This is a genomic window from Streptomyces sp. NBC_00443 (assembly GCF_036014175.1).
Lineage (GTDB): Bacteria > Actinomycetota > Actinomycetes > Streptomycetales > Streptomycetaceae > Streptomyces.
The window spans coordinates 8,335,999-8,355,076 of the sequence record NZ_CP107917.1 but is presented as its reverse complement, the minus strand read 5'-3'; the positions used below and the strand labels follow the sequence as shown (position 1 = coordinate 8,355,076).

Below are 19,078 nucleotides of genomic sequence, written 5' to 3'. Positions count from 1 at the left end.
CCTGCCACGGAAACCAGCTCCCGTAGAGAGCGCATGACAACGGCGCCGGAGTCCCCTCGGATTCGGGGGCTCCGGCGCCGTCCGGTCGTGCCGGTGGGCTCGTCAGCCCTTCTTGCCGTTCTTGGTCTTCCCGTGCGGGGCGTCGTTCACGGCCCGGTCCGTCTCCCGGTTGATGGCCCGGCCGACGGTGTCCAGGGCGTCGTCCACGTTCACGCCGGCGACCTTCGTCTGAGCGCCGCTGACGGGGATCCCGGCGGCAGGCAGCCCCGAGGCGGGGGAACCACCGGTGGCGGGGGTTTCGGCGGCATGGGACGGAGTGACCGCCGCGACAACGAATCCGGTGGCCAGGGAGGCGATGGCGAGCATGCTGCGCTTCTTCATGGTGGGTTCAACTGTGGAACGGGCCGTGAGTCACGCTCGCCTTCGGGCAATCAGGTCGGCGACGGAACTCCGGCCCCGGTCCGGCCCCGGTTGAGTTTGCGGTGCCGTACGCGCCGTACGAGGTCGTCGGCCGCTTCCGGCCAGCGGGCGTACGCGAAGGCGAACCCCTCGTCGAGCAGCCGGCCAGGGACGACACGGCGGCTCTTGAGCAGCAGCTCGGTGTCCGAGCGCAGGGCGAACGCGCCGATCTCCGCCATCCACCTCGTCGCGGGCAGGCCCACCGGGACGCGCGACGCGGAGCGGAGGTCCCGCATGAACGCGCGCTGCGGGAGCGGTTCGGGGGCGGCGATGTTCACCGGCCCGACGAGGTCCTCCCGCTCGATCAGGAACTCGAGCGCGCGGACGAAGTCGCGGTCGTGGATCCAGGAGATGTACTGGCCGCCGCCCGCGACGGGGCCGCCGAGACCCAGCCGCGCGAGCCGCAGCAGCATGTCGAGGACGCCGCCGCGATCGGGGCTCATCACCATGGCGGAACGCAGGGCGACCTTCCGGGTGTGCGGCGTGTCAGCCTCTTCCTGCGCCCGCTCCCAGGACCTGGCGATGTCGATGCTGTAGGCCCAGTAGTCCGGCACGTCGGGCTCGCTGCCGCCGATGATGCCCGTCACCTCGTCGTTGGGCGCGTCGAAGCGGTGGGCGTAGATGGTGGCCGTGCTCATCTGCAGCCAGACGCGTGGCGGCCGGGCCGCGCTCGCGATGGCCTCGCCGACGACCTGGGTGGAGTGCACCCGCGAATCCATCATGGCCTGCAAATTGGGCGCGGTGTAGCGGCAGCTGACGCTGCGCCCCGCCAGGTTGATCACGACGTCGCTGCCGTCGATCGCCGTGGCCCACGGCCCCAGGGTCTCGCCGTCCCAGTGCACCTCGCCGTCGCGCGTGGGCCGCCTCGTCAGGACGACGACCTCGTGGCCCGCGCTGCTCAGCGCACGGTTCAGGACCGCGCCCACCTGCCCGGTTCCCCCGGGAATCACTATTTTCATGGCTCCCCCTCTCGTATGGGAACGACCTTACCCCAGAATGTTGAACACGTTCAAAAACTCCTCTCGCCCCACCATTCCCCTCCGGCGACTTCCAACACACTCCGACAGGTTCTACCGTGAACGCACCATGACGCGTACATGCCGTCACCCGTCTTCGCAGGTACGGAGGAACGTAACGGTGCGTAACCTTCACACCCGCACAACCCGCACAAGAGTGGTCGGAGCGCTCGCCGCAGGCCTGCTCTGCGCGGCAGGACTCGCCACCCCCGCCGCCGCGGCCCCCGCGGCTCCTGCGGCTGCCGCCCCGGCGGAGGCCCTCGCCCTCACCCCGCCCATGGGCTTCAACAACTGGAACTCCACGCACTGCCGCGCCGAGTTCAACGAGTCCATGGTCAAGGGGGTCGCGGACATCTTCGTCGAGAAGGGCCTCAAGGACGCCGGATACGAGTACGTCAACCTCGACGACTGCTGGGCCCTGCCGTCCAGGGACGCGAACGGAAAGCTCGTACCCGACCCCGTCCGGTTCCCGAACGGGATCAAGGCGGTCGCGGACTACGTCCACTCCAAGGGCCTGAAATTCGGCATCTACACCAGCGCGGGCACGAAGACCTGCAACACCGCCGGCTTCCCGGGCTCTCTCGGCCATGAGTACAGCGACGCCCAGCAGTTCGCGGACTGGGGCGTGGACTACCTCAAGTACGACAACTGCAACAACCAGGGTGTCGACGCCAAGCTGCGCTACACGACCATGCGCGACGCGCTCCGGGCCACGGGCCGTCCCATCGTCCACAGCATCTGCGAGTGGGGCGAGAACAAGCCCTGGGAGTGGGCGGCCGACGTCGGCCAGCTGTGGCGCACGACGGGCGACATCAGCGACAACTGGGGCTCGATGCTGTCGATCCTCAAGCAGAACCTGCCGCTCGCGCCGCACTCCGGGCCCGGTCGCTGGAACGACCCCGACATGCTGGAGGTCGGCAACGGCGGCATGACGGACACCGAGTACCGCTCGCACTTCTCGATGTGGGCGATCATGGCCGCTCCGCTCCTCATCGGCTCCGACCTGCGCTCGGCCACCGAGGAGACCTTCGAGATCCTCGGCAACCGCGAGGTCATCGCGGTCGACCAGGACCCGCTGGGCAAGCAGGGCACGGTGATCTCCTCGCAGGGCGGACGCTGGGTCGTCGCCAAGGAGATGCGGGACGGCAGCCGCGCGGTGGCCCTCTTCAACGAGTCCGGCACCGCCCAGCGCATCACCACGAGCGCAGACGCGGTCGGCCTGCCCGCCGCCGACGCCTACGCCCTGCGCGACCTGTGGCAGCACCGCAGCTACAACACCGCGGGCACGATCTCCGCGACCGTCCCCGCGCACGGCACCGTCCTGCTGCGCGTCGCCGCCGACCCCAGGTCGGTCCAGCACCCGCCCGCCGTCGAACTCGGCCTGGACGGCAGCCCGCTGGTCGAGGCGGGCAAGAAGGCAGGCCTCACGTCGACCGTCACCGACCTCGGGCGTACGACGGCCAAGCGCGTGTCCGTCGCGCTGACCGGCCCCGAGGGGTGGTCCGTCAAGGCGACGTCCCCCACCACCTCGCCCGCGCTCTCCACAGGCCGCTCCCTGCGCACCAAGTGGGCAGTCACCGCCCCGCAGGGGACACCGCCAGGGTCGTACGGCCTCACGCTCAGGGCGAGTTACCGCTCCCCCTCCGGTGTCCGCGTCGACAGCGCGCTGCCGCTGACGGCGACGGTGGTGGTGGCGCCGCCCCCGGGGACGTCCGGGCTCGGTGACCTCCAGTGGCTCTCGGCCACCAACGGGTGGGGCCCCGTCGAGCGCAACACAAGCAACGGCGAGAGCGACGCGGGCGACGGACACCCGATCACCATCGGCGGCGTGGCGTTCGGCAGCGGGCTCGGTGTCCACGCCGACAGCACCGTCGAGTTCTACGGCGGCGGCGCGTGCGAGTCGGTCACCGCGCAGGTCGGCGTCGACGACGAGGAGGGCGCCGACGGCACCGTCGCCTTCGAGATCTGGGAGGACGGCACCCGGGCCGCCTCGACCGGCGTCCTCACCAACGCGATGCCGGCCCAGGCACTCACGGCCGATGTGACCGGCGCCCAGGTGGTCCGGCTCGTCGTCACCGACGGCGGCGACGGCGTCACTTCGGACCACGGGGACTGGGCGGAGGCGCGACTGACCTGCTGAGCGGTCCGCCCGCCCCCACCCGGCGGCTGAACGTTCCTGCCCGCCGGAGTGCTCAGACCCCCGCCGCCGCGCCCGCCTTCCCGGCGAGCGCGGCCGCCGCGGCCCCCACAAGGCCGGCGTCCGTGCCCATCTGGGCCGGCGTGATCGTCAGGCGTTGGACGAAGGACAGGGTGGCGTAGTCGTGCAGGGCCTTGCGGAGCGGGGTGAAGAGGACGTCGCCCGCCTTGCCCACTCCGCCGCCGATCACCGCGATGTCGATCTCGACGAGGGTCGCGGTGGCCGCGATTCCGGCGGCGAGGGCCTGTGCGGCCCGTTCGAAGGAGGCCACGGCGACCGGGTCGCCGTCCCGCGCGGCGTCGGCCACCGCGGCGGCGGAGGTGTCACCGTCCGGGCCCGGCTGCCAGCCGTTCTCGAGCGCCCGCCGGGCGATGTTGGGGCCGCTCGCGATGCGCTCCACGCAACCCCGCGAACCGCACGGGCACAGATCGCCGTCCAGATCGACGCTGATGTGACCGATGTGGCCGGCGTTGCCGGTGGGGCCAGGGTGCAGTCGGCCGTTCAGGACCAGGCCGCCGCCGACGCCCGTCGAGACGACCATGCAGAGCGCGTTGTCGTGCCCCCGGGCCGCTCCCTGCCAGTGCTCGGCCGCCGTGATGGCCACGCCGTCGCCGATCAGCTCGACGGACAGGCCGCCGGCCGCCTCACGGACGCGCCGGACCAGCGGATAGTCGCGCCAGCCGGGCACGTTCACCGGACTCACGGTGCCCGCGGAGGCGTCCACCGGTCCCGCGCTGCCGATGCCGAGGGCCGTGGCGCGTCCCCACAGGGGCGACACGGCGAGTTCGCCGACGACCTCCTCGACGGCCCGCATCACGGTGTCGCCGTCCTCCCGGGCGGGCGTCGCGCGCTGAGCCCGGACCACGATCTTGCCGTGGCCGTCCACCAGCGCTCCGGCGATCTTGGTGCCGCCGATGTCGAGCGCAGCCACGAGGTCGGTGTGCATCAGTGTCAGTTCTCCCCGTCAACCATTCGGATCTCCCCGTCAACCACGGGAATTGGGCGAGCCGGTCTCGCGGTGGGGGCGCAGGCCGGAGATTGCGGTGGACAGTGTCCCCTGGATCTGACAACGTTGTCCAGGCTCTATGCTCGACGCCACATCCTCATACAAACCCATGGACCGACGCATCCCCATGGACAGACGCATCCGCGCGGACCGAGTGAGCCTCATGGATCGACTCGTCCCGTGGACGACAGGACAGGACACCGCATCGTGGCCGAGACCATCCGCCGCTCCGACCGCCTTCCGGAGAACCGCTACGGCAACCGTCCGACCATGAAGGACGTCGCGGCGCGTGCCGGAGTCGGCCTGAAGACCGTCTCGCGCGTGGTCAACGGAGAGCCCGGCGTCACCCCGGAGACGGAGCGTCGCGTCCAGGAGGCCATCGACGCCCTGGGATTCCGCCGCAACGACAGCGCGCGGGTGCTGCGCAAGGGCCGTACGGCGAGCATCGGCCTGGTCCTGGAGGATCTCGCGGACCCTTTCTACGGACCGCTCAGCCGGGCGGTCGAAGAGGTCGCCCGAGCGCACGGCGCCCTGCTCATCAACGGCTCCAGCGCCGAGGATCCGGACCGCGAGCAGGAGCTGGCGCTGGCGCTGTGCGCGCGGCGAGTGGACGGACTGGTGATCATTCCGGCCGGTGACGACCACCGGTACATGGAGCCCGAGCTCAAGGCGGGCGTCGCCACCGTGTTCGTCGACCGCCCGGCCGGGCAGATCGACGTCGACTGCGTCCTGTCCGACAACCACGGCGGTGCCCGCGACGGCGTCGCGCACCTCATCGCCCACGGCCACCGCAGGATCGGCTTCATCGGCGACATGCCCCGCATCCACACGGCCGCCGAGCGGCTGCGCGGCTACCGGGCAGCCATGGAGGACGCGGGCATACCGGTGGAGGACGCCTGGATGTCCCTGGGCGTCACCGACCCGGAGCGGGTGCGCAGGGCGGCCGAGGAAATGCTCTCCGGGCCTTCCCCCGTCACCGCGATCTTCGCGGGCAACAACCGCGTGACGGTCACCGTGATCCGCGTCCTCGCCGAGCAGTCCCGTCGTGTCGCCCTCGTCGGCTTCGACGACATCGAACTCGCCGACCTGCTGCAGCCCGGCGTCACCGTCGTCGCCCAGGACGCCGCGGCTCTCGGCCGTACCGCCGCCGAGCGGCTGTTCCGCCAGCTCGACGGCACCCTGGTCGCCCCGGAACGCATCGAGCTGCCGACGCGGCTGATCACCCGCGGCTCGGGCGAGCTGCCGCCGGCGGACTGAGCGGCCCATGGACCACCGCATGAGCAGCTCACGGCCGGTGCAGGACCGCACCCTTGAGGCGCTCGGCCTGGCGGAGGCGCCGCGCGACCATCCGTTGCTCTATCCGGGCGCCTGGCCGTCGGACTCCGGGCTCCTCGACGGGGACCGGCTGCTGCCCCTGGACCGCCTGGTGTACGACGACCGCGTGCCCGTCCTCGCGGTCGGCTCCAACGCCAGCCCCGGCCAACTGCGGCGCAAGATGGTGGCATTCGGAATCGTCACTCCCCTTCCGATGGTGAAGGTGCGGGTGACGGGCATCGAGGTCGGTGTCTCCGCGCACGTGAGCCGCATGGGGTACATGTCCGCGTCGCCCTTCGAAGCACCGGGCCACGTACGGGAGTTGTTCATCACCTGGCTCGACTCCGAGCAGCTCGCGGTGATCGACGCCAGCGAGGGCGTACCGGCGCCGGACGGCAACTTCGGCCGCGCCTGGCTGCCGGCACCCGACGTGCGGATCGAGACGGCGGACGGCAGCACGCTCCCGGGCACCTTCGTGTACGTCAACCGCCATGGCTCCCTGCACGACGGCTCCGGCGCACCGCGCACCCACCCCGGCCAGCGTGCGCTGATCTCGGAACTCCTGCTGGACTCGGCCCGGTTGCGGGAGCTGTTCGGGGTCACTCCCGAGGAGTTCAGCGACCGCGCGCGAGCCGACGCGGGGTTGTGCGAGCGGGGGACGCGGTTGCTCGCGGAGGAGCAGCGGGTGACGACCTCCGGGCTGGAGAAGTACCTCCGGGTCGACCGGAACCGAGGCCACCGGAACTGAGGTGCCCGGACCTGAGCTCAGCAGCCCCGGGTTCAGCAGACCGGGAGTCCCGGCACCGGCTCGTCGTTGTTGCCGCCCTCGAGGTAGACGTCGCTGACGAAGACGTTCGTGTTGCCGCTGTCGTCGTCCGTCTTGGCCCACCAGACGTTGGTCCACTGGCCGGACGTCTCACGGCGGCCCAGGTTCTGCTGGCAGTAGAAGTAGTTGGTGCCCGCGTTCAGGATGCCGACCTCGGCGCCGGAGGCGGTGTAGGACTTGGCGGTCTTCCAGACAGTGCAGTTGTACTTGCCGCCGCCGATGGCGAAGCAGGACGGGTCCGGCGTGGTCCCGCCACCGCCCGTGGTCCCGCCGCCTGTGGTTCCGCCACCGCCCGTGGTGCCGCCGTCACCGGAACCTCCGCCCGTGGTGCCGCCGTCGGTGCCGCCCGATCCCGAGGTCTTGGTCGGGGACGAGGTGGTGGGGCGATCGGTGGGGTCGCCCTCCGCCGTGCGGCTCGGGGACTTGCTCGTGTCGGGGGACTTCTTGTCGTCGTCCTTCTCGGTCAGGCCTCCGTCGCCCGAGCGGTCGGCGTCGGGACTGCCGCTCGCCTCGGCGGACTTGTCCGTGGCGGCGACCGCCGACGTGCCCGGCTCCTCGGCCTTGGCGTCGCCCGAGTTGTTCAGCAGGGCGACCGTGACCCCACTGGCCGCGAGGACCACGGTGACGGCCACGGCGGCGAGCAGGGCGCGGCTCTTGCGCCGGGGCGTGCTGCCGGAGGAGGTGACCATGGGGCCGGTGGCGGCGGAGTCGTGCGGCGAGGGGCTGGGGCTGCCGAAGCCGTGTGGGGGCCGGCCGGAGTGCCCTGGCACACTGCCGTGCGGCGAGGCGGCCGGCTGCCCCGTGGCGCCGGGTCCGGGCCCGGGTACGGGCGGGACGGGATGGCCGGCGGCGCCGAAGCCCTGTGCCGGCGGCGTGCCTTGGCCGGGAGTCGCGGGCCCGTTCGCGCCCTGCCCCGCAGTCCCGAAGCGTGGCGCCCCGGGCAGGCCCGAGGCGGGTACGCCCTGCTGTGGCGTGTCCGCGCTCTGGGGTCCTGGCGCACTCTGGCCCTGGCCGCCGTACGCCTGTTGGGCGGGCCCGGTCGGCGCGGGTCCCCCGAATCCTTGCCCGTCAGGCGCGACCGCGGCCGTGGGTCCGAATCCTGGCGGCACTGAGGGGACGTTGCGCTCCGTCTCGTTCCGCGCGGGCCCGGAGTCCGCCGTGCCTCGCAGGGCCGCTGTCGGCGAGTCCGTGCCGCCCGACCCGGCCACCGCCTGGAGGAGTTCGCGTGCCTCGTCGGCCTCCGGGCGGGACTCGGACCGCTTGTCCATCAGCCGCGCCAGGACGGGGCCGAGCGGCCCGGCGTTGACGGGCTCCGGCAGGGGCTCGGAGACGATCGCGGTGAGCGTGGAGAACGTCGACGTACGGCGGAAGGGGGCGGAGCCCTCCACCGCGGCGTACAGCGTGGCGCCCAGGGCCCAGACGTCCGAGGACGGGCCCGGATCGGCACCCTGGGCGCGCTCGGGGGCCAAGTAGTCGAGGGAGCCGACGAGATGACCGGTGCGGGTGAGCTGGGTGGCCGCGCCGTCGCCCGGGTCGTCCATGGCGGCGATGCCGAAGTCGGTCAGGACGACCCGGCCGGAGCGGTCGAGCAGGATGTTGCCGGGCTTGACGTCACGGTGCAGGACGCCGGCGCGGTGGGCGGCGGCCAGCGCGTCCATGACCTTGGCGCCGATCCCGGCCGCCTCACGAGGATCGAGGGTGCCGCGCTCCCGCAGCACCGTCTCCAGGGAGGGACCGTCGACCAGCTCCATGACGATCAGCGGGCGTCCGTCGACCTCGGCGACGTCGTGCACGGCCACGACGCCCGAGTGCTTGACCCGGGCCGCCGCGCGAGCCTCGCGCTGCATCCGCAGCCGCAAATCGGCCAGTTCGGGACCGTCGGCGTCAGAGTAGGTGCGCAGCTCCTTGACGGCGACCTCGCGGCCCAGCACCTCGTCGACGGCACGCCAGACCACGCCCATGCCGCCGCGCCCGAGTTGCGCCACCACGCGATAGCGCCCGGCCAGCAGCCGACCGGTCTCGTCCGCCTGTCCGTTCTCCCCCGATGACACCGCTGCCCCGTTCCTGTGACACCACTGACATGCCTTGCGTGGCGTACAGACTACGGGGCAGGAGTGACAACGCCAGCCGGTGGTTGCGAATGTGACAGGGCCGCTACTTCGCGGAAGCCGTCAAATCGCCCCTCCTGGGCACCGAGAAGCCCTCCAGGTCGGTGCGGGTCAGGCCGGTCAGCCGGGCGACCTCGCCGATGTCGAGGGCCCCGCAGTCCAGGCCGCGCAGCAGATAGCCGCTGAGCGCCTTGGCGGTGGCGGGCTCGTCCATCACGTCGCCGCCGGTCCGGTTGGCGTACCGGGCAAGGCGGGCCGCCGCCTGCTCGAAGCCCTCGCGGTAGAAGGCGAAGACGGCCGCGTAGCGGGTCGGGATGTGGCCGGGGTGCATGTCCCAGCCCTGGTAGTAGGCGCGGGCCAGGGCGCGGCGGGTGAGGCCGTAGTGCAGGCGCCAGGCGTCGTGGACCTTCGCGGTCGGGCCGACCGGCAGGACGTTCGTCGAGCCGTCGGAGACGCGTACGCCGGTGCCCGCCGCCGCGACCTGCATGATCGCCTTGGCATGGTCGGCGGCCGGGTGGTCGCTGGCCTGGTAGGCGGCGGAGACGCCGAGGCAGGCGCTGTAGTCGAAGGTGCCGTAGTGCAGGCCCGTGGCGCGGCCCTCGGCGGCCTGGATCATCCGGGCGACGGTGGCGGTGCCGTCGGTGGCGAGGATGGACTGGCTGGTCTCGATCTGGATCTCGAAGCCGATCCGGCCGGGCTCGAGCCCGCGCGCCTCTCGAACTCCTCCAGGAGCCGCACCATGGCGGTGACCTGCTCGGGATACGTGACCTTGGGCAGGGTGAGCACCAGCCCGTCGGGCAGGCCGCCGGCCTCCATCAGGCCGGTGAGGAAGATGTCGAGGGTGCGGATGCCCCGGTCGCGTACGGGCGCCTCCATGCACTTCATGCGGATGCCCATGTACGGGGCCGCCGTGCCGTTCTCGTACGCCTCGGCGATCAGCCGTGCCGCGCGGGCGGCGTCCTCGTCCTCGTCGCGGCCGTGGTAGCCGTCCTCGAAGTCGACGCGCAGGTCCTCGATGGGCTCGCGCTCCAGCTTGGCGCGCACACGCGCGTGGACGGGCTCGGCGAGCTCGTCGGACAGGCCGAGCACGGCGGCGAAGGACGCGGCGTCCGGGGCGTGTTCGTCGAGGAGCGCGAGGGCCTGGTCGCCCCAGGAGCGGACGGTGTCGGCGGCGAAGACGTCACCGGGGACGTAGACGGTGTGGACGGGCTGGCGGGTACCGGGGTCTCCGGGGTAGCGGCGCTCCAGCTCGGCGTCGACCGGCGCGAGGGAGGCGCTGATCTCCTCGCTGACGGCACCCGCGAGGCTGGTCGCCACCTTCTCCTGCTGGCCCTGACCCATCCCACATCCTCCTGACTTCCGCGATACGGAATCAACAATCCGTAGAATGAAGTTATCCGGCGACCTTCCGGCTGGTCAACACCATGTCCACGGGGAGTCACTCACCCAACCCGCCATGTTCACGCCCATCTCAGGGCGCGATATCACACTTCCATACGCACGCCCCGCACGACTCGTCCGGTAGTTCCCACCGAAGGAGCCCGCAGTGCCGAACCACAGCCGAGTCACGCGCCGTCTGGGTCTGAAGGCCGTGTTAGCAGCGGCGGTCACCGCTCCCCTGTCCAGTACAGCACTGCCCACGACGTCCGCCTCGGCGGGCGAGCGCCCGGCCGCCCGCCGGCACCTCCAGGTCATGTCCTTCAACCTGCGTTTCGCGAGCACCACCGAGCCCAACAGCTGGAGCGTGCGCAGACCGGTGATGCGCGAGCTGCTGCGCCGCGAGGCCCTGCACGTCCTCGGCACCCAGGAGGGCATCTTCTCCCAGCTGCTCGACATCGACTCCGACCTCGGCCCGCGATACGACTGGGTCGGCACCGGCCGGCTGCACGGCAGCCGCGACGAGTCCATGGCGATCTTCTACGACTCCCACCGGCTGCGCCCGACCGAGTACGACCACTTCTGGCTCTCCGACACCCCCGACGTGATCGGCTCCAACACCTGGGGTGCGGCCTTCGCCCGCATGGTCACCTGGGTCCGCTTCCGCGATCTGACCGACGGCGGACGGGAGTTCTACGTCCTCAACACCCACTTCGACCACGTGGGCCAATACGCGCGCGAGCGAAGCGCCGCACTCATCGCCGAGCGGATCGCGGGCTTCGACCGCACCCTGCCGGTCGTGGTGACCGGGGACTTCAACGTCGCCGCCCACAAGAACACGGTGTACGACACTCTGCTCGGCGCCGGCCTCGTCGACACCTGGGACACCGCGAGCGAACACAACGCGCTGTACGCGACCTTCCACGGCTACAAGCCGCTGACGCCGGACGGCGACCGCATCGACTGGGTCCTGACCACGCCCGCCGTCACCGCGCACCGGGCGACGATCAACACCTTCTCCGCCGGCGGCCAGTTCCCGAGCGACCATCTGCCCGTGCAGGCGTCCCTGACCCTGGGCTGAGACGCGGACCCTGGGTTGAAACGGGCCGAGGCCCCGTGACCGCCGGACGGTCACGGGGGCCTCAGTGTGCCCGTGCGGGATCAGCCCTTGCGGGTCTTGATCTCCTCGGTCAGGGTCGGGACGACGTCGAAGAGGTCGCCGACGACGCCGTAGTCGACCAGGTCGAAGATCGGGGCCTCGGCGTCCTTATTGATCGCCACGATCGTCTTCGAGGTCTGCATACCGGCGCGGTGCTGGATCGCACCGGAGATGCCGGAGGCGATGTACAGCTGCGGCGAGACCGACTTGCCGGTCTGGCCGACCTGGTTGGTGTGCGGGTACCACCCGGCGTCCACGGCGGCACGCGAGGCGCCGACGGCCGCGCCGAGCGAGTCGGCGAGGGCCTCGATGAGTCCGAAGTTCTCGGCGCCGTTGACGCCGCGGCCACCGGAGACCACGATCGCGGCCTCGGTCAGCTCCGGACGGCCGGTCGACTCGCGCGGCGTGCGGCCGGTGACCTTGGTGCCGGTCGCCTGGGCGGAGAAGGACACCGACAGCGCCTCGACGCTACCGGCGGCCGGAGCGGCCTCCACGGCGGCGCTGTTGGGCTTGACCGTGATGACCGGGGTGCCCTTGGAGACACGGGACTTGGTGGTGAAGGACGCGGCGAACACCGACTGGGTGGCCACCGGGCCCTCGTCGCCGGCCTCCAGGTCGATGGCGTCGGTGATGATGCCGGACCCGATGCGCAGCGCCAGACGGGCGGCGATCTCCTTGCCCTCCGCGGAGGACGGGACCAGGACGGCGGCCGGGGAGACGGCCTCGACGGCGGCCTGGAGGGCGTCGACCTTCGGGACGACCAGGTAGTCGGCGTACTCGGCGGCCTCGTGGGTGAGGACCTTGACCGCGCCGTGCTCGGCGAGCGTGGCGGCGGTGTCGGCGGCGCCGTTGCCCAGCGCGACGGCGACCGGCTCGCCGACGCGGCGGGCCAGGGTCAGCAGCTCCAGGGTGGGCTTGCGGACGGCACCGTCCACGTGGTCGACGTAGACGAGAACTTCAGCCATGGGATTGCTCTCCTGCGGATTGCGAAGGCTTAAGGGGCGGAAGGGGTGTTGAGCCTCAGCGGGCCGACAGGCCCTTAGATGAACTTCTGGCTCGCGAGGAACTCGGCGAGCTGCTTGCCGCCCTCGCCCTCGTCCTTGACGATCGTGCCGGCGGTGCGGGCCGGACGCTCGGCCGCGCCGTCCACGACGGTGTACGCACCCTCCAGGCCGACCTCCTCGGCCTCGATGTCGAGGTCGGACAGGTCCCAGGCCTGAACCGGCTTCTTCTTGGCCGCCATGATCCCCTTGAAGGAGGGGTAGCGGGCCTCGCCCGACTGGTCGGTGACCGACACGACGGCCGGCAGGGAGGCCTCGAGCTGCTCGGAGGCGGCGTCGCCGTCCCGGCGGCCCTTGACCGTGCCGTCCTCGACCGAGACCTCGGACAGCAGGGTGACCTGCGGGACGCCCAGGCGCTCGGCCAGCAGGGCCGGAACGACACCCATGGTGCCGTCGGTGGAGGCCATGCCGGAGATCACCAGGTCGTAGCCGGCCTTCTCGATCGCCTTGGCCAGCACCAGCGAGGTGCCCAGGGCGTCGGTGCCGTGCAGGTCGTCGTCCTCGACGTGGATCGCCTTGTCGGCTCCCATGGACAGCGCCTTGCGCAGCGCGTCCTTGGCGTCCTCCGGGCCCACCGTCAGAACGGTGATCTCCACGTCGTCGTCGGAGTTCTCGGAGATCTGCAGCGCCTGCTCGACCGCGTACTCGTCGAGCTCGGAGAGCAGACCGTCCACGTCGTCCCGGTCGACGGTCAGGTCATCGGCGAAGTGCCGGTCGCCAGTGGCGTCGGGCACGTACTTCACGGTGACAACGATCCTCAAGCTCACGCCGGCTCTCCTACTGCGTCGACATTTCTCTGCTGCCTACTTGCAGGCAGCATAGGCGCCCCAAGCGGCCGTTCCCGTTCGGGGCGACTCGCGCTCCGAGCGAAATATTACTCGTCAGTACACCCAGTTCATCCCCGCTAAGCAAGCGCTTTGAACTGTGACCTTTGCAACGCAGCGTAATCGGAAACCGACGGCTTCGCAGAACCGTGGGCAGCCGGTTCCGTCACATCGGTGCGGTGAGGTCAGTCACGCAGGCCGTTGAACCGGCCCTGGTGGTACAGCAGCGGACGCCCGGGACCCGTGGAGTCGCCCAGCACGACCTCGGCCAGCACGATGCGGTGATCGCCGGCCGGAACGCGTGCCACGACCCGGCACACCGTCCAGGCAAGGACGTCATCGAGGACGGGGACGCCTTCCGGGCCCTCACCCCAGGCCGTGGGCGGGCCGAAGCGGTCGGCGCCGCTACGGGCGAAGGTGGCGGCGAGCTCCTGTTGGTGCTCGCCGAGCACATGGACGCCGACGTACTCCGTCGCGGCTATCGCCGGCCAGCTGGACGCGCCGGTGCCGATGCCGAACGAGACCATCGGGGGATCCGCGGAGACGGACGTGACAGAGGTGGCGGTGAAGCCGACCGGGCCCGTCTCACCGCGGGCGGTGATCACTGCCACTCCGGCGGCATGCCGCCGGAAGACGGAGCGGAGCAGGTCGGGAGAGGCGAGCCGAGGGGTACCGAGGCCGGACGTGGCCGTCATGGAGTTGTCCTTCTGCAAGGGGATGCGTGGCGATCCGTGAGTGCTCAACAGCCCGGACAGCGCGCGCTCGCGGTGCGGGCCAGATCGACGTGAGCCCGTCCGAAGAGAAGGAGTTCCTCAGGCATAAGGTCAGGCTGACGATAGGTGGTACGCACAGTCAAGTGGGTTCCGGGATGTGGGAGATGACTCACCCTCGGCCTCACGCCCCCTCAGACCGCTTCGCCCAGTGCCGCGATCACATCCGCCTTGCGCGGCTGACCGGTGGCCCGGCGTACGACGTTTCCGGCAGCGTCGAGGACCAGCACGGTCGGCGTCTTGAGGATGTCGAGGCGGCGTACGAGGTCCAGGTGGTCCTCGGCGTCGATCTCGACGTGGGTCACGCCCGGGACCATGCCGGCGACCTCGCCGAGCACGCGCCGGGTGGCCCGGCAGGGGGCGCAGAAGGCGCTGGAGAACTGCACGAGGGTGGCGCGCTCGCCCAGCGCGGCGCCCAACTCGGCCGCTTCGAGCCGCTTTCCGTCATCGCGCCCGCGCACCCGTACTCTCCCGCTCCGCCGCAGCTGCAGCAATCCGTAGGCACTCGCCGCCGCGAGCACCGCCACGCACACCACCAGTCCGGTCATCACCCTCCTCAAGCGTTCACGAGACTGCAAAGATTCCCGACTCCCCGGAAGCCTTTCCCTTGCGGAATGCTTGATTCATGGACATTGACGTGAGGGGGCCGCGCTTCGGGGCGGCCGTGACGACCGTGGTGCTGGCGGCCGTCCTGGTCACCGGGAGCGCCTGGCTGCTGGCCTGGCAGACCCTGGCGTTCGCGCTGGGCGCGGCGGGCGGGGTGGGCCGTTCGCCTTACGGATGGCTGTTCCGCACAGCTGTACGGCCGCGGCTCGGACCGCCGACCGAGTTCGAGTCCCCGGAGCCGCCGCAGTTCGCCCAGGCGGTCGGGCTGCTCTTCGCGGGCCTCGGGCTGGTCGGGTACACGCTCGGGCCCGAATGGCTGGGGCTCGCCGCCACCGGAGCCGCGCTCGCGGCCGCTTTCCTCAACGCCGCCTTCGGCTACTGCCTGGGCTGCGAGGCGTATCTGTTGCTGCGGCGAGTGACGGTGCGCGCCGAGTAAAGACGGCACAAAAGCCCGAGGTGGATCACGGGTCGACGTGACGAGGATCTCGCCGTTCCCAGGCACTTGGGCTTGGCCCTCGGCCGTTCTTGGGGCACGATCTGCGACAAGCCGTAAACCTACGGCTGCGTAACTTTTCACTGGGAGCCTCCTTCCCAGGCAGAGAAGGAAGGGTCCACCCCGTCCATGGCAGAGCTTGTCTACCGTCCCGTCGTCGGTCTCGCCCAAGCGTTGTTCAAGGCGTGGGACCTCAAGATCGACTGCAAGGGATCGGAGAACATTCCCCGCTCGGGCGGCGCCGTGCTGGTGAGCAATCACATCAGCTACCTGGACTTCGTCTTCGACGGCCTGGCGGCACTCCCGCAGAAGCGCCTTGTGCGCTTCATGGCGAAGGAGTCGGTGTTCCGGCACAAGATCTCCGGTCCGCTGATGCGGGGGATGAAGCACATCCCGGTGGACCGCAAGCAGGGTGAGGCGGCGTACGCCCACGCACTGCAGTCACTGCGGTCCGGCGAGATCGTCGGGGTCTTCCCGGAGGCCACCATCTCGCAGTCGTTCACGCTCAAGAGCTTCAAGTCTGGTGCCGCGCGAATGGCCCAGGAGGCCGGCGTGCCGCTGATCCCGATGGCCGTGTGGGGCACCCAGCGCCTGTGGACCAAGGGCCACCCGCGCAACTTCAAGCGCAGCCACACCCCGATCACCATCCGGGTCGGCGAGGCGATCGAGGCCTCCAAGGACAAGTACGCGGGCGCGATCACCCGCCAGCTGCGCGAGCGCGTCCAGGAACTCCTTGAGGCAGCCCAGCGCGCCTACCCCGTACGCCCGAAGGACTCGGACGACACCTGGTGGATGCCGGCCCACCTCGGCGGCACGGCACCTACGCCGGAGCAGGTGCGCGAGACCGACGCCCGCTAGGCGCTCCGCTGTGGGTGCCGCGATGAACCGTCGGTCGTCTGCGGCACCGGTGTGACTGATCGCGCCCACGCGGCGTAGCCGCATGTCGGTACAGGCCCCCAGCCCCTTTCCAGGCGCCGCTGCACCGCCATTCAGCGATGGACGGAGATCTGCGCGCCCGGGCTGAACTTCCCCAGCAGCTCGGCGAGTTCGGCCGCTGCCTGCTCGACCTCGGCGACCGGCATCGGGGACAGGCTCTCCAGGAGGAAGATCCCGGAAACGGACTCCTCGGTGAGCCGGGTGCGGGGGCCCTGGCGCCAGTTCCAGCGGCGGCAGGTCACGCCCGCGTCGTCGCGCCACACGACCTCGCCCGCGTCCGGGTGTTCGACGGCCTCCTCGCCGCCGGCGACGGTCATGAAGTCCTCTTCGCCGGTGGCACGCTCCAGGCGCATGCCGCCCTCGACGTGGTCGATGTCCTCACCGCCGACGGGGATGAGGTGGGCGACACTGATGGCGTTGTAGACGTCCACCAACAGGTTGATCCGGGGCAGCCCCGCCTCCGACAGTGCCCTTTTGGCCAGCGCCTCCGCGGAGTTGCGGGTCCGGGACGGCTTCGACCCGAACGCCGTGTAGACCTCGCGCCAGGCCGCCATGTGCGGGTCCTCGTGCGGAGCACGCCCGTCCAGGCGTACGGCGAGCCGCCGGGCCGCGTCGTCGAGGAGCTCGGAACTCGCCTCGGTACTGGGTCCGTTGACCAGGCCGTGCGCCTCGACCGCCACGTGGGTGAAGCCGGGTGCCAGGGTGCGCACCTCGTCGGAGACGGTCAGGGTGAGAGTCATGGTCCGCCTTACCTCGGGGTTCACAGTGCGGTGGGCAGGTGCTGCCACGGATACGGCCGGTCAGGGGCGGCTTTGAGGGCATCGACTACGACCGAGTGCGGTGCAGCATACAGGACCGGGTAGTCCATCTCATTGGACGCCGGATCGGGCGTGAAGGCCAGCCGTTCGCCGTCGAGCGAGAACTGGGCGTCGACGCCAGGCTTGTTGCCCCGCGGATCCTGCCGATGCCAGGCACCGTTGAACCGCACGGCGACCAGGCCGTGCACGACCTCGAACTTCTGGTAGCACAGCGCCGTCGGGATGTCCTCGGCCCGCAACAAAGCGGCCAGCGCGTGGGCCTTGGCGTAGCAGATGCCGGTGCCCTGCGCCAGGACGTCGGAGGCGCGCCAGGTGACGCGGGGATCTCGGGAGTCCTGCGAGTGCGGGATGGCATCGCGCACGAACTCGAACGCCGCCCGTGCATATTCATACGAGTCCGCCGCACCGCAGGCAAGCTTCGCCGCCGTCTCACGAACGACTGGATGATGATGGTCAATCACCTCGTCAGCGACCAAATAGGCGGAGAGGTCGGCGGTTTGCTGGATCATCTGCATGAGAGCAGAGCGTAAGCGGGCGCCGCGATCATCGTCAATCAACTTTCCGCTCAACGCATAGCTATACATGAAGCTGGCAAGCCGCTTCCGTCTCCGTGAGAACGGCCGAGGAACGGCCGAACATCGCCGCAACCAGCCCGGCGGGTACAACCCCTCCCCCGTGCCGCCGGTCTCGTCACCGACCGGTCATCGACAAGGGGGAGTTCATGAAGCATCGCCTGCTCGGAGCCGCGCTCGCCGGCTGTGCCCTGGCCGCGGTCGGGGCCGGCCCCGTACACGCCGCGTCCGACCAGCTGTGGATCAGCGTGCCGTCCGAGACCGTGTTGCCGGGGCCCGGCTCGGACGGCACGGCGTCTGAGCGTGCCCTCGATGTCGGGGTCACCCACGACAACACCGAGAACGGGGTGCCGACCGGCCAACTGACCGTGGACGTCGGCGAGATCGCCTCGTTCGCGCGAGTGTCGTGGCCCGCGAACTGCGTGCCCGAGTCGGCCCTCAAGGCGGTCTGCGACTTCCCCGAGATGCCGGTGGGGACCGACGGCGTGGCGGCAGCCCGGCTCGGACTCCGCGCGCTGCCGGACGCCGACCTCAGCGCGTACGGAAACGTGCGCTACTCGGCCGCCGCCGGGGAGCTGACGGCAGTTCCGGCGGAGACCCGGATCACCCTGGGCGACGGCCCGGACCTCGGGCTCAGCCAGGCCGCGCACCAGCGGGACCTCACGCCAGGCACGAACACCCGGGTAGGGGCGACGGTCGCCAACAACGGCAACCGCACCGTGGACCGCACACTGCTGTCGATCTACTCGTCGTACGGCCTTCGGTTCAAGGAACGGCACTCCAACTGTGAGTACCGGGACCACGCCATCGGTACGTTCGCGCTGTGCGTGCTGGACGAGGCAGTGGCTCCGGGCGAGCGGTACGCCCTGACGACCGCCCTCCATGTCGGGCGGAACGCGCTGTACGAGCGGTTCGACCACTCCGTACTGCCGTATTCGGACGAGGCACTCGAAGAGGCCCGGGGCGGCGAGACGTGGACCCCGGGCACGGGCCACGAGCTGAACCTGCGCCCCGTGGCGGCGCAGCGGGCCGCCGTCGGTGAAGAGGACCTGGATCTGTCGGACAACTATCGGACCGTCATCCTCGACGCCAGGAACACCGCCGACCTGAAGCTCACCGGCAGCAGGGTGCGCGGGGCCGTCGGGGACACCGTGACCGCGCGTGTCACCGTTCACAACCGCGGCCCGGCCTGGGTGGCGTCGCTGGGCGTGGGCGCGGCCGTCGCCACCGTGCGGTTCCAGGCGCCGGAGGGGACGACGGTCGTAGGCCTGCCGGAGAACTGCTCGACCCCGGAGCCGCCAGAGGAGGGGTCTCCCGTGCCGGCCCACCTCTGCCGGACGCCGATCCACCTGCACGACAAGGCGTCCCACACCTTTGAGGTGCAGCTCCGGATCGACCAGGTGGTGCGCGGGGCACGCACCACCGTCGAAACCCTCAACGACGATCCGGAGCTGTCCATCAGGAAGTTCGACCCGGACCTGCGCAACAACAGTGCCGCGATCGTCGTCAACGGTTGATCGGTGCCGAGGGAGGAGA

17 protein-coding genes and 1 pseudogene are annotated in these 19,078 nt (G+C 70.8%); 7 read left to right on the top strand and 11 right to left on the bottom strand.

Going from position 1 to position 19,078, the window contains the following annotated elements; genetic code table 11:
* Positions 1-102: 102 nt before the first annotated feature.
* Positions 103-381, bottom strand: coding sequence for a hypothetical protein (locus OHO27_RS38045; protein WP_328430747.1), 279 nt, complete (start codon positions 379-381; stop codon positions 103-105).
* Positions 382-431: 50 nt separating this feature from the next.
* Positions 432-1,418 (bottom strand): TIGR01777 family oxidoreductase, encoded by a 987-nt coding sequence (locus OHO27_RS38040; RefSeq protein ID WP_328429475.1) that lies wholly within the window; start codon positions 1,416-1,418, stop codon positions 432-434.
* Positions 1,419-1,596: 178 nt separating this feature from the next.
* Between OHO27_RS38040 and OHO27_RS38035 the strand changes: the two genes are divergently transcribed.
* The gene (locus OHO27_RS38035; RefSeq protein WP_328429474.1) at positions 1,597-3,615 is read left to right on the top strand and encodes an NPCBM/NEW2 domain-containing protein; all 2,019 of its coding nucleotides are present in this window, start codon (positions 1,597-1,599) and stop codon (positions 3,613-3,615) included.
* A gap of 52 nt (positions 3,616-3,667) precedes the next feature.
* Here OHO27_RS38035 and OHO27_RS38030 read toward each other — a convergent pair whose 3' ends face one another.
* Positions 3,668-4,618 carry an ROK family protein gene (locus OHO27_RS38030; RefSeq protein WP_328429473.1) on the bottom strand — a complete coding sequence of 317 codons (951 nt, stop codon included), beginning with the start codon at positions 4,616-4,618 and terminating at the stop codon, positions 3,668-3,670.
* Positions 4,619-4,858: 240 nt separating this feature from the next.
* Between OHO27_RS38030 and OHO27_RS38025 the strand changes: the two genes are divergently transcribed.
* On the top strand, positions 4,859-5,935 hold the full coding sequence (locus OHO27_RS38025; RefSeq protein WP_328429472.1) for a LacI family DNA-binding transcriptional regulator: 1,077 nt from the start codon (positions 4,859-4,861) through the stop codon (positions 5,933-5,935).
* Positions 5,936-5,954: 19 nt separating this feature from the next.
* Entirely contained in the window at positions 5,955-6,740 is a 786-nt protein-coding gene (locus OHO27_RS38020) for a hypothetical protein (protein WP_328429471.1), read from the top strand.
* A 32-nt stretch (positions 6,741-6,772) separates the two neighbouring features.
* Here the strand turns inward: OHO27_RS38020 and OHO27_RS38015 are convergent, their stop codons facing one another.
* On the bottom strand, positions 6,773-8,869 hold the full coding sequence (locus tag OHO27_RS38015; protein WP_328429470.1) for a serine/threonine-protein kinase: 2,097 nt from the start codon (positions 8,867-8,869) through the stop codon (positions 6,773-6,775).
* A 103-nt stretch (positions 8,870-8,972) separates the two neighbouring features.
* Positions 8,973-10,267 (bottom strand): annotated as a pseudogene (locus OHO27_RS38010) (DUF6986 family protein).
* Positions 10,268-10,472: 205 nt separating this feature from the next.
* On the opposite strand from OHO27_RS38010, the gene OHO27_RS38005 reads away from it, so the two are divergent.
* Positions 10,473-11,384, top strand: a complete 912-nt coding sequence (locus tag OHO27_RS38005; protein WP_328429469.1) for an endonuclease/exonuclease/phosphatase family protein — start codon at positions 10,473-10,475, stop codon at positions 11,382-11,384.
* Positions 11,385-11,464: 80 nt separating this feature from the next.
* On the opposite strand, the gene OHO27_RS38000 is transcribed toward OHO27_RS38005, so the two are convergent.
* From OHO27_RS38000 to OHO27_RS37985, 4 genes are all read right to left on the bottom strand, one after another.
* The gene (locus OHO27_RS38000) at positions 11,465-12,427 is read right to left on the bottom strand and encodes an electron transfer flavoprotein subunit alpha/FixB family protein (protein ID WP_328429468.1); all 963 of its coding nucleotides are present in this window, start codon (positions 12,425-12,427) and stop codon (positions 11,465-11,467) included.
* A gap of 74 nt (positions 12,428-12,501) precedes the next feature.
* A complete protein-coding gene (locus OHO27_RS37995) occupies positions 12,502-13,290 on the bottom strand; it encodes an electron transfer flavoprotein subunit beta/FixA family protein (RefSeq protein ID WP_328429467.1) in 789 nt (262 codons plus the stop codon).
* A gap of 242 nt (positions 13,291-13,532) precedes the next feature.
* Positions 13,533-14,042 (bottom strand): flavin reductase family protein, encoded by a 510-nt coding sequence (locus OHO27_RS37990; RefSeq protein WP_328429466.1) that lies wholly within the window; start codon positions 14,040-14,042, stop codon positions 13,533-13,535.
* A gap of 209 nt (positions 14,043-14,251) precedes the next feature.
* The gene (locus OHO27_RS37985; protein ID WP_328429465.1) at positions 14,252-14,665 is read right to left on the bottom strand and encodes a TlpA family protein disulfide reductase; all 414 of its coding nucleotides are present in this window, start codon (positions 14,663-14,665) and stop codon (positions 14,252-14,254) included.
* A 77-nt stretch (positions 14,666-14,742) separates the two neighbouring features.
* On the opposite strand from OHO27_RS37985, the gene OHO27_RS37980 reads away from it, so the two are divergent.
* Positions 14,743-15,159 (top strand): DUF4395 domain-containing protein, encoded by a 417-nt coding sequence (locus OHO27_RS37980; RefSeq protein ID WP_328429464.1) that lies wholly within the window; start codon positions 14,743-14,745, stop codon positions 15,157-15,159.
* Positions 15,160-15,345: 186 nt separating this feature from the next.
* Positions 15,346-16,074 carry a lysophospholipid acyltransferase family protein gene (locus OHO27_RS37975; protein WP_328429463.1) on the top strand — a complete coding sequence of 243 codons (729 nt, stop codon included), beginning with the start codon at positions 15,346-15,348 and terminating at the stop codon, positions 16,072-16,074.
* Positions 16,075-16,205: 131 nt separating this feature from the next.
* On the opposite strand, the gene OHO27_RS37970 is transcribed toward OHO27_RS37975, so the two are convergent.
* A complete protein-coding gene (locus OHO27_RS37970; protein WP_328429462.1) occupies positions 16,206-16,892 on the bottom strand; it encodes a B3/B4 domain-containing protein in 687 nt (228 codons plus the stop codon).
* Positions 16,893-16,912: 20 nt separating this feature from the next.
* Positions 16,913-17,485: a transglutaminase domain-containing protein gene (locus OHO27_RS37965; RefSeq protein ID WP_328429461.1), complete on the bottom strand. Its 573-nt coding sequence runs from the start codon at positions 17,483-17,485 to the stop codon at positions 16,913-16,915.
* Between the two features lie 206 nt (positions 17,486-17,691).
* On the opposite strand from OHO27_RS37965, the gene OHO27_RS37960 reads away from it, so the two are divergent.
* On the top strand, positions 17,692-19,059 hold the full coding sequence (locus OHO27_RS37960; protein WP_328429460.1) for a hypothetical protein: 1,368 nt from the start codon (positions 17,692-17,694) through the stop codon (positions 19,057-19,059).
* Positions 19,060-19,078 lie beyond the last annotated feature (19 nt).

Coding starts and splice junctions, on each gene's coding strand:
- OHO27_RS38045 (WP_328430747.1), bottom strand. CDS start 381: ATGAAGAAGCGCAGCATGCTCGCCATCGCCTCCCTGGCCACCGGATTC.
- OHO27_RS38040 (WP_328429475.1), bottom strand. CDS start 1,418: ATGAAAATAGTGATTCCCGGGGGAACCGGGCAGGTGGGCGCGGTCCTG.
- OHO27_RS38030 (WP_328429473.1), bottom strand. CDS start 4,618: ATGCACACCGACCTCGTGGCTGCGCTCGACATCGGCGGCACCAAGATC.
- OHO27_RS38020 (WP_328429471.1), top strand. CDS start 5,955: ATGAGCAGCTCACGGCCGGTGCAGGACCGCACCCTTGAGGCGCTCGGC.
- OHO27_RS38000 (WP_328429468.1), bottom strand. CDS start 12,427: ATGGCTGAAGTTCTCGTCTACGTCGACCACGTGGACGGTGCCGTCCGC.
- OHO27_RS37990 (WP_328429466.1), bottom strand. CDS start 14,042: ATGACGGCCACGTCCGGCCTCGGTACCCCTCGGCTCGCCTCTCCCGAC.
- OHO27_RS37985 (WP_328429465.1), bottom strand. CDS start 14,665: ATGACCGGACTGGTGGTGTGCGTGGCGGTGCTCGCGGCGGCGAGTGCC.
- OHO27_RS37980 (WP_328429464.1), top strand. CDS start 14,743: ATGGACATTGACGTGAGGGGGCCGCGCTTCGGGGCGGCCGTGACGACC.
- OHO27_RS37975 (WP_328429463.1), top strand. CDS start 15,346: ATGGCAGAGCTTGTCTACCGTCCCGTCGTCGGTCTCGCCCAAGCGTTG.
- OHO27_RS37970 (WP_328429462.1), bottom strand. CDS start 16,892: ATGACTCTCACCCTGACCGTCTCCGACGAGGTGCGCACCCTGGCACCC.
- OHO27_RS37965 (WP_328429461.1), bottom strand. CDS start 17,485: ATGCAGATGATCCAGCAAACCGCCGACCTCTCCGCCTATTTGGTCGCT.
- OHO27_RS37960 (WP_328429460.1), top strand. CDS start 17,692: ATGAAGCATCGCCTGCTCGGAGCCGCGCTCGCCGGCTGTGCCCTGGCC.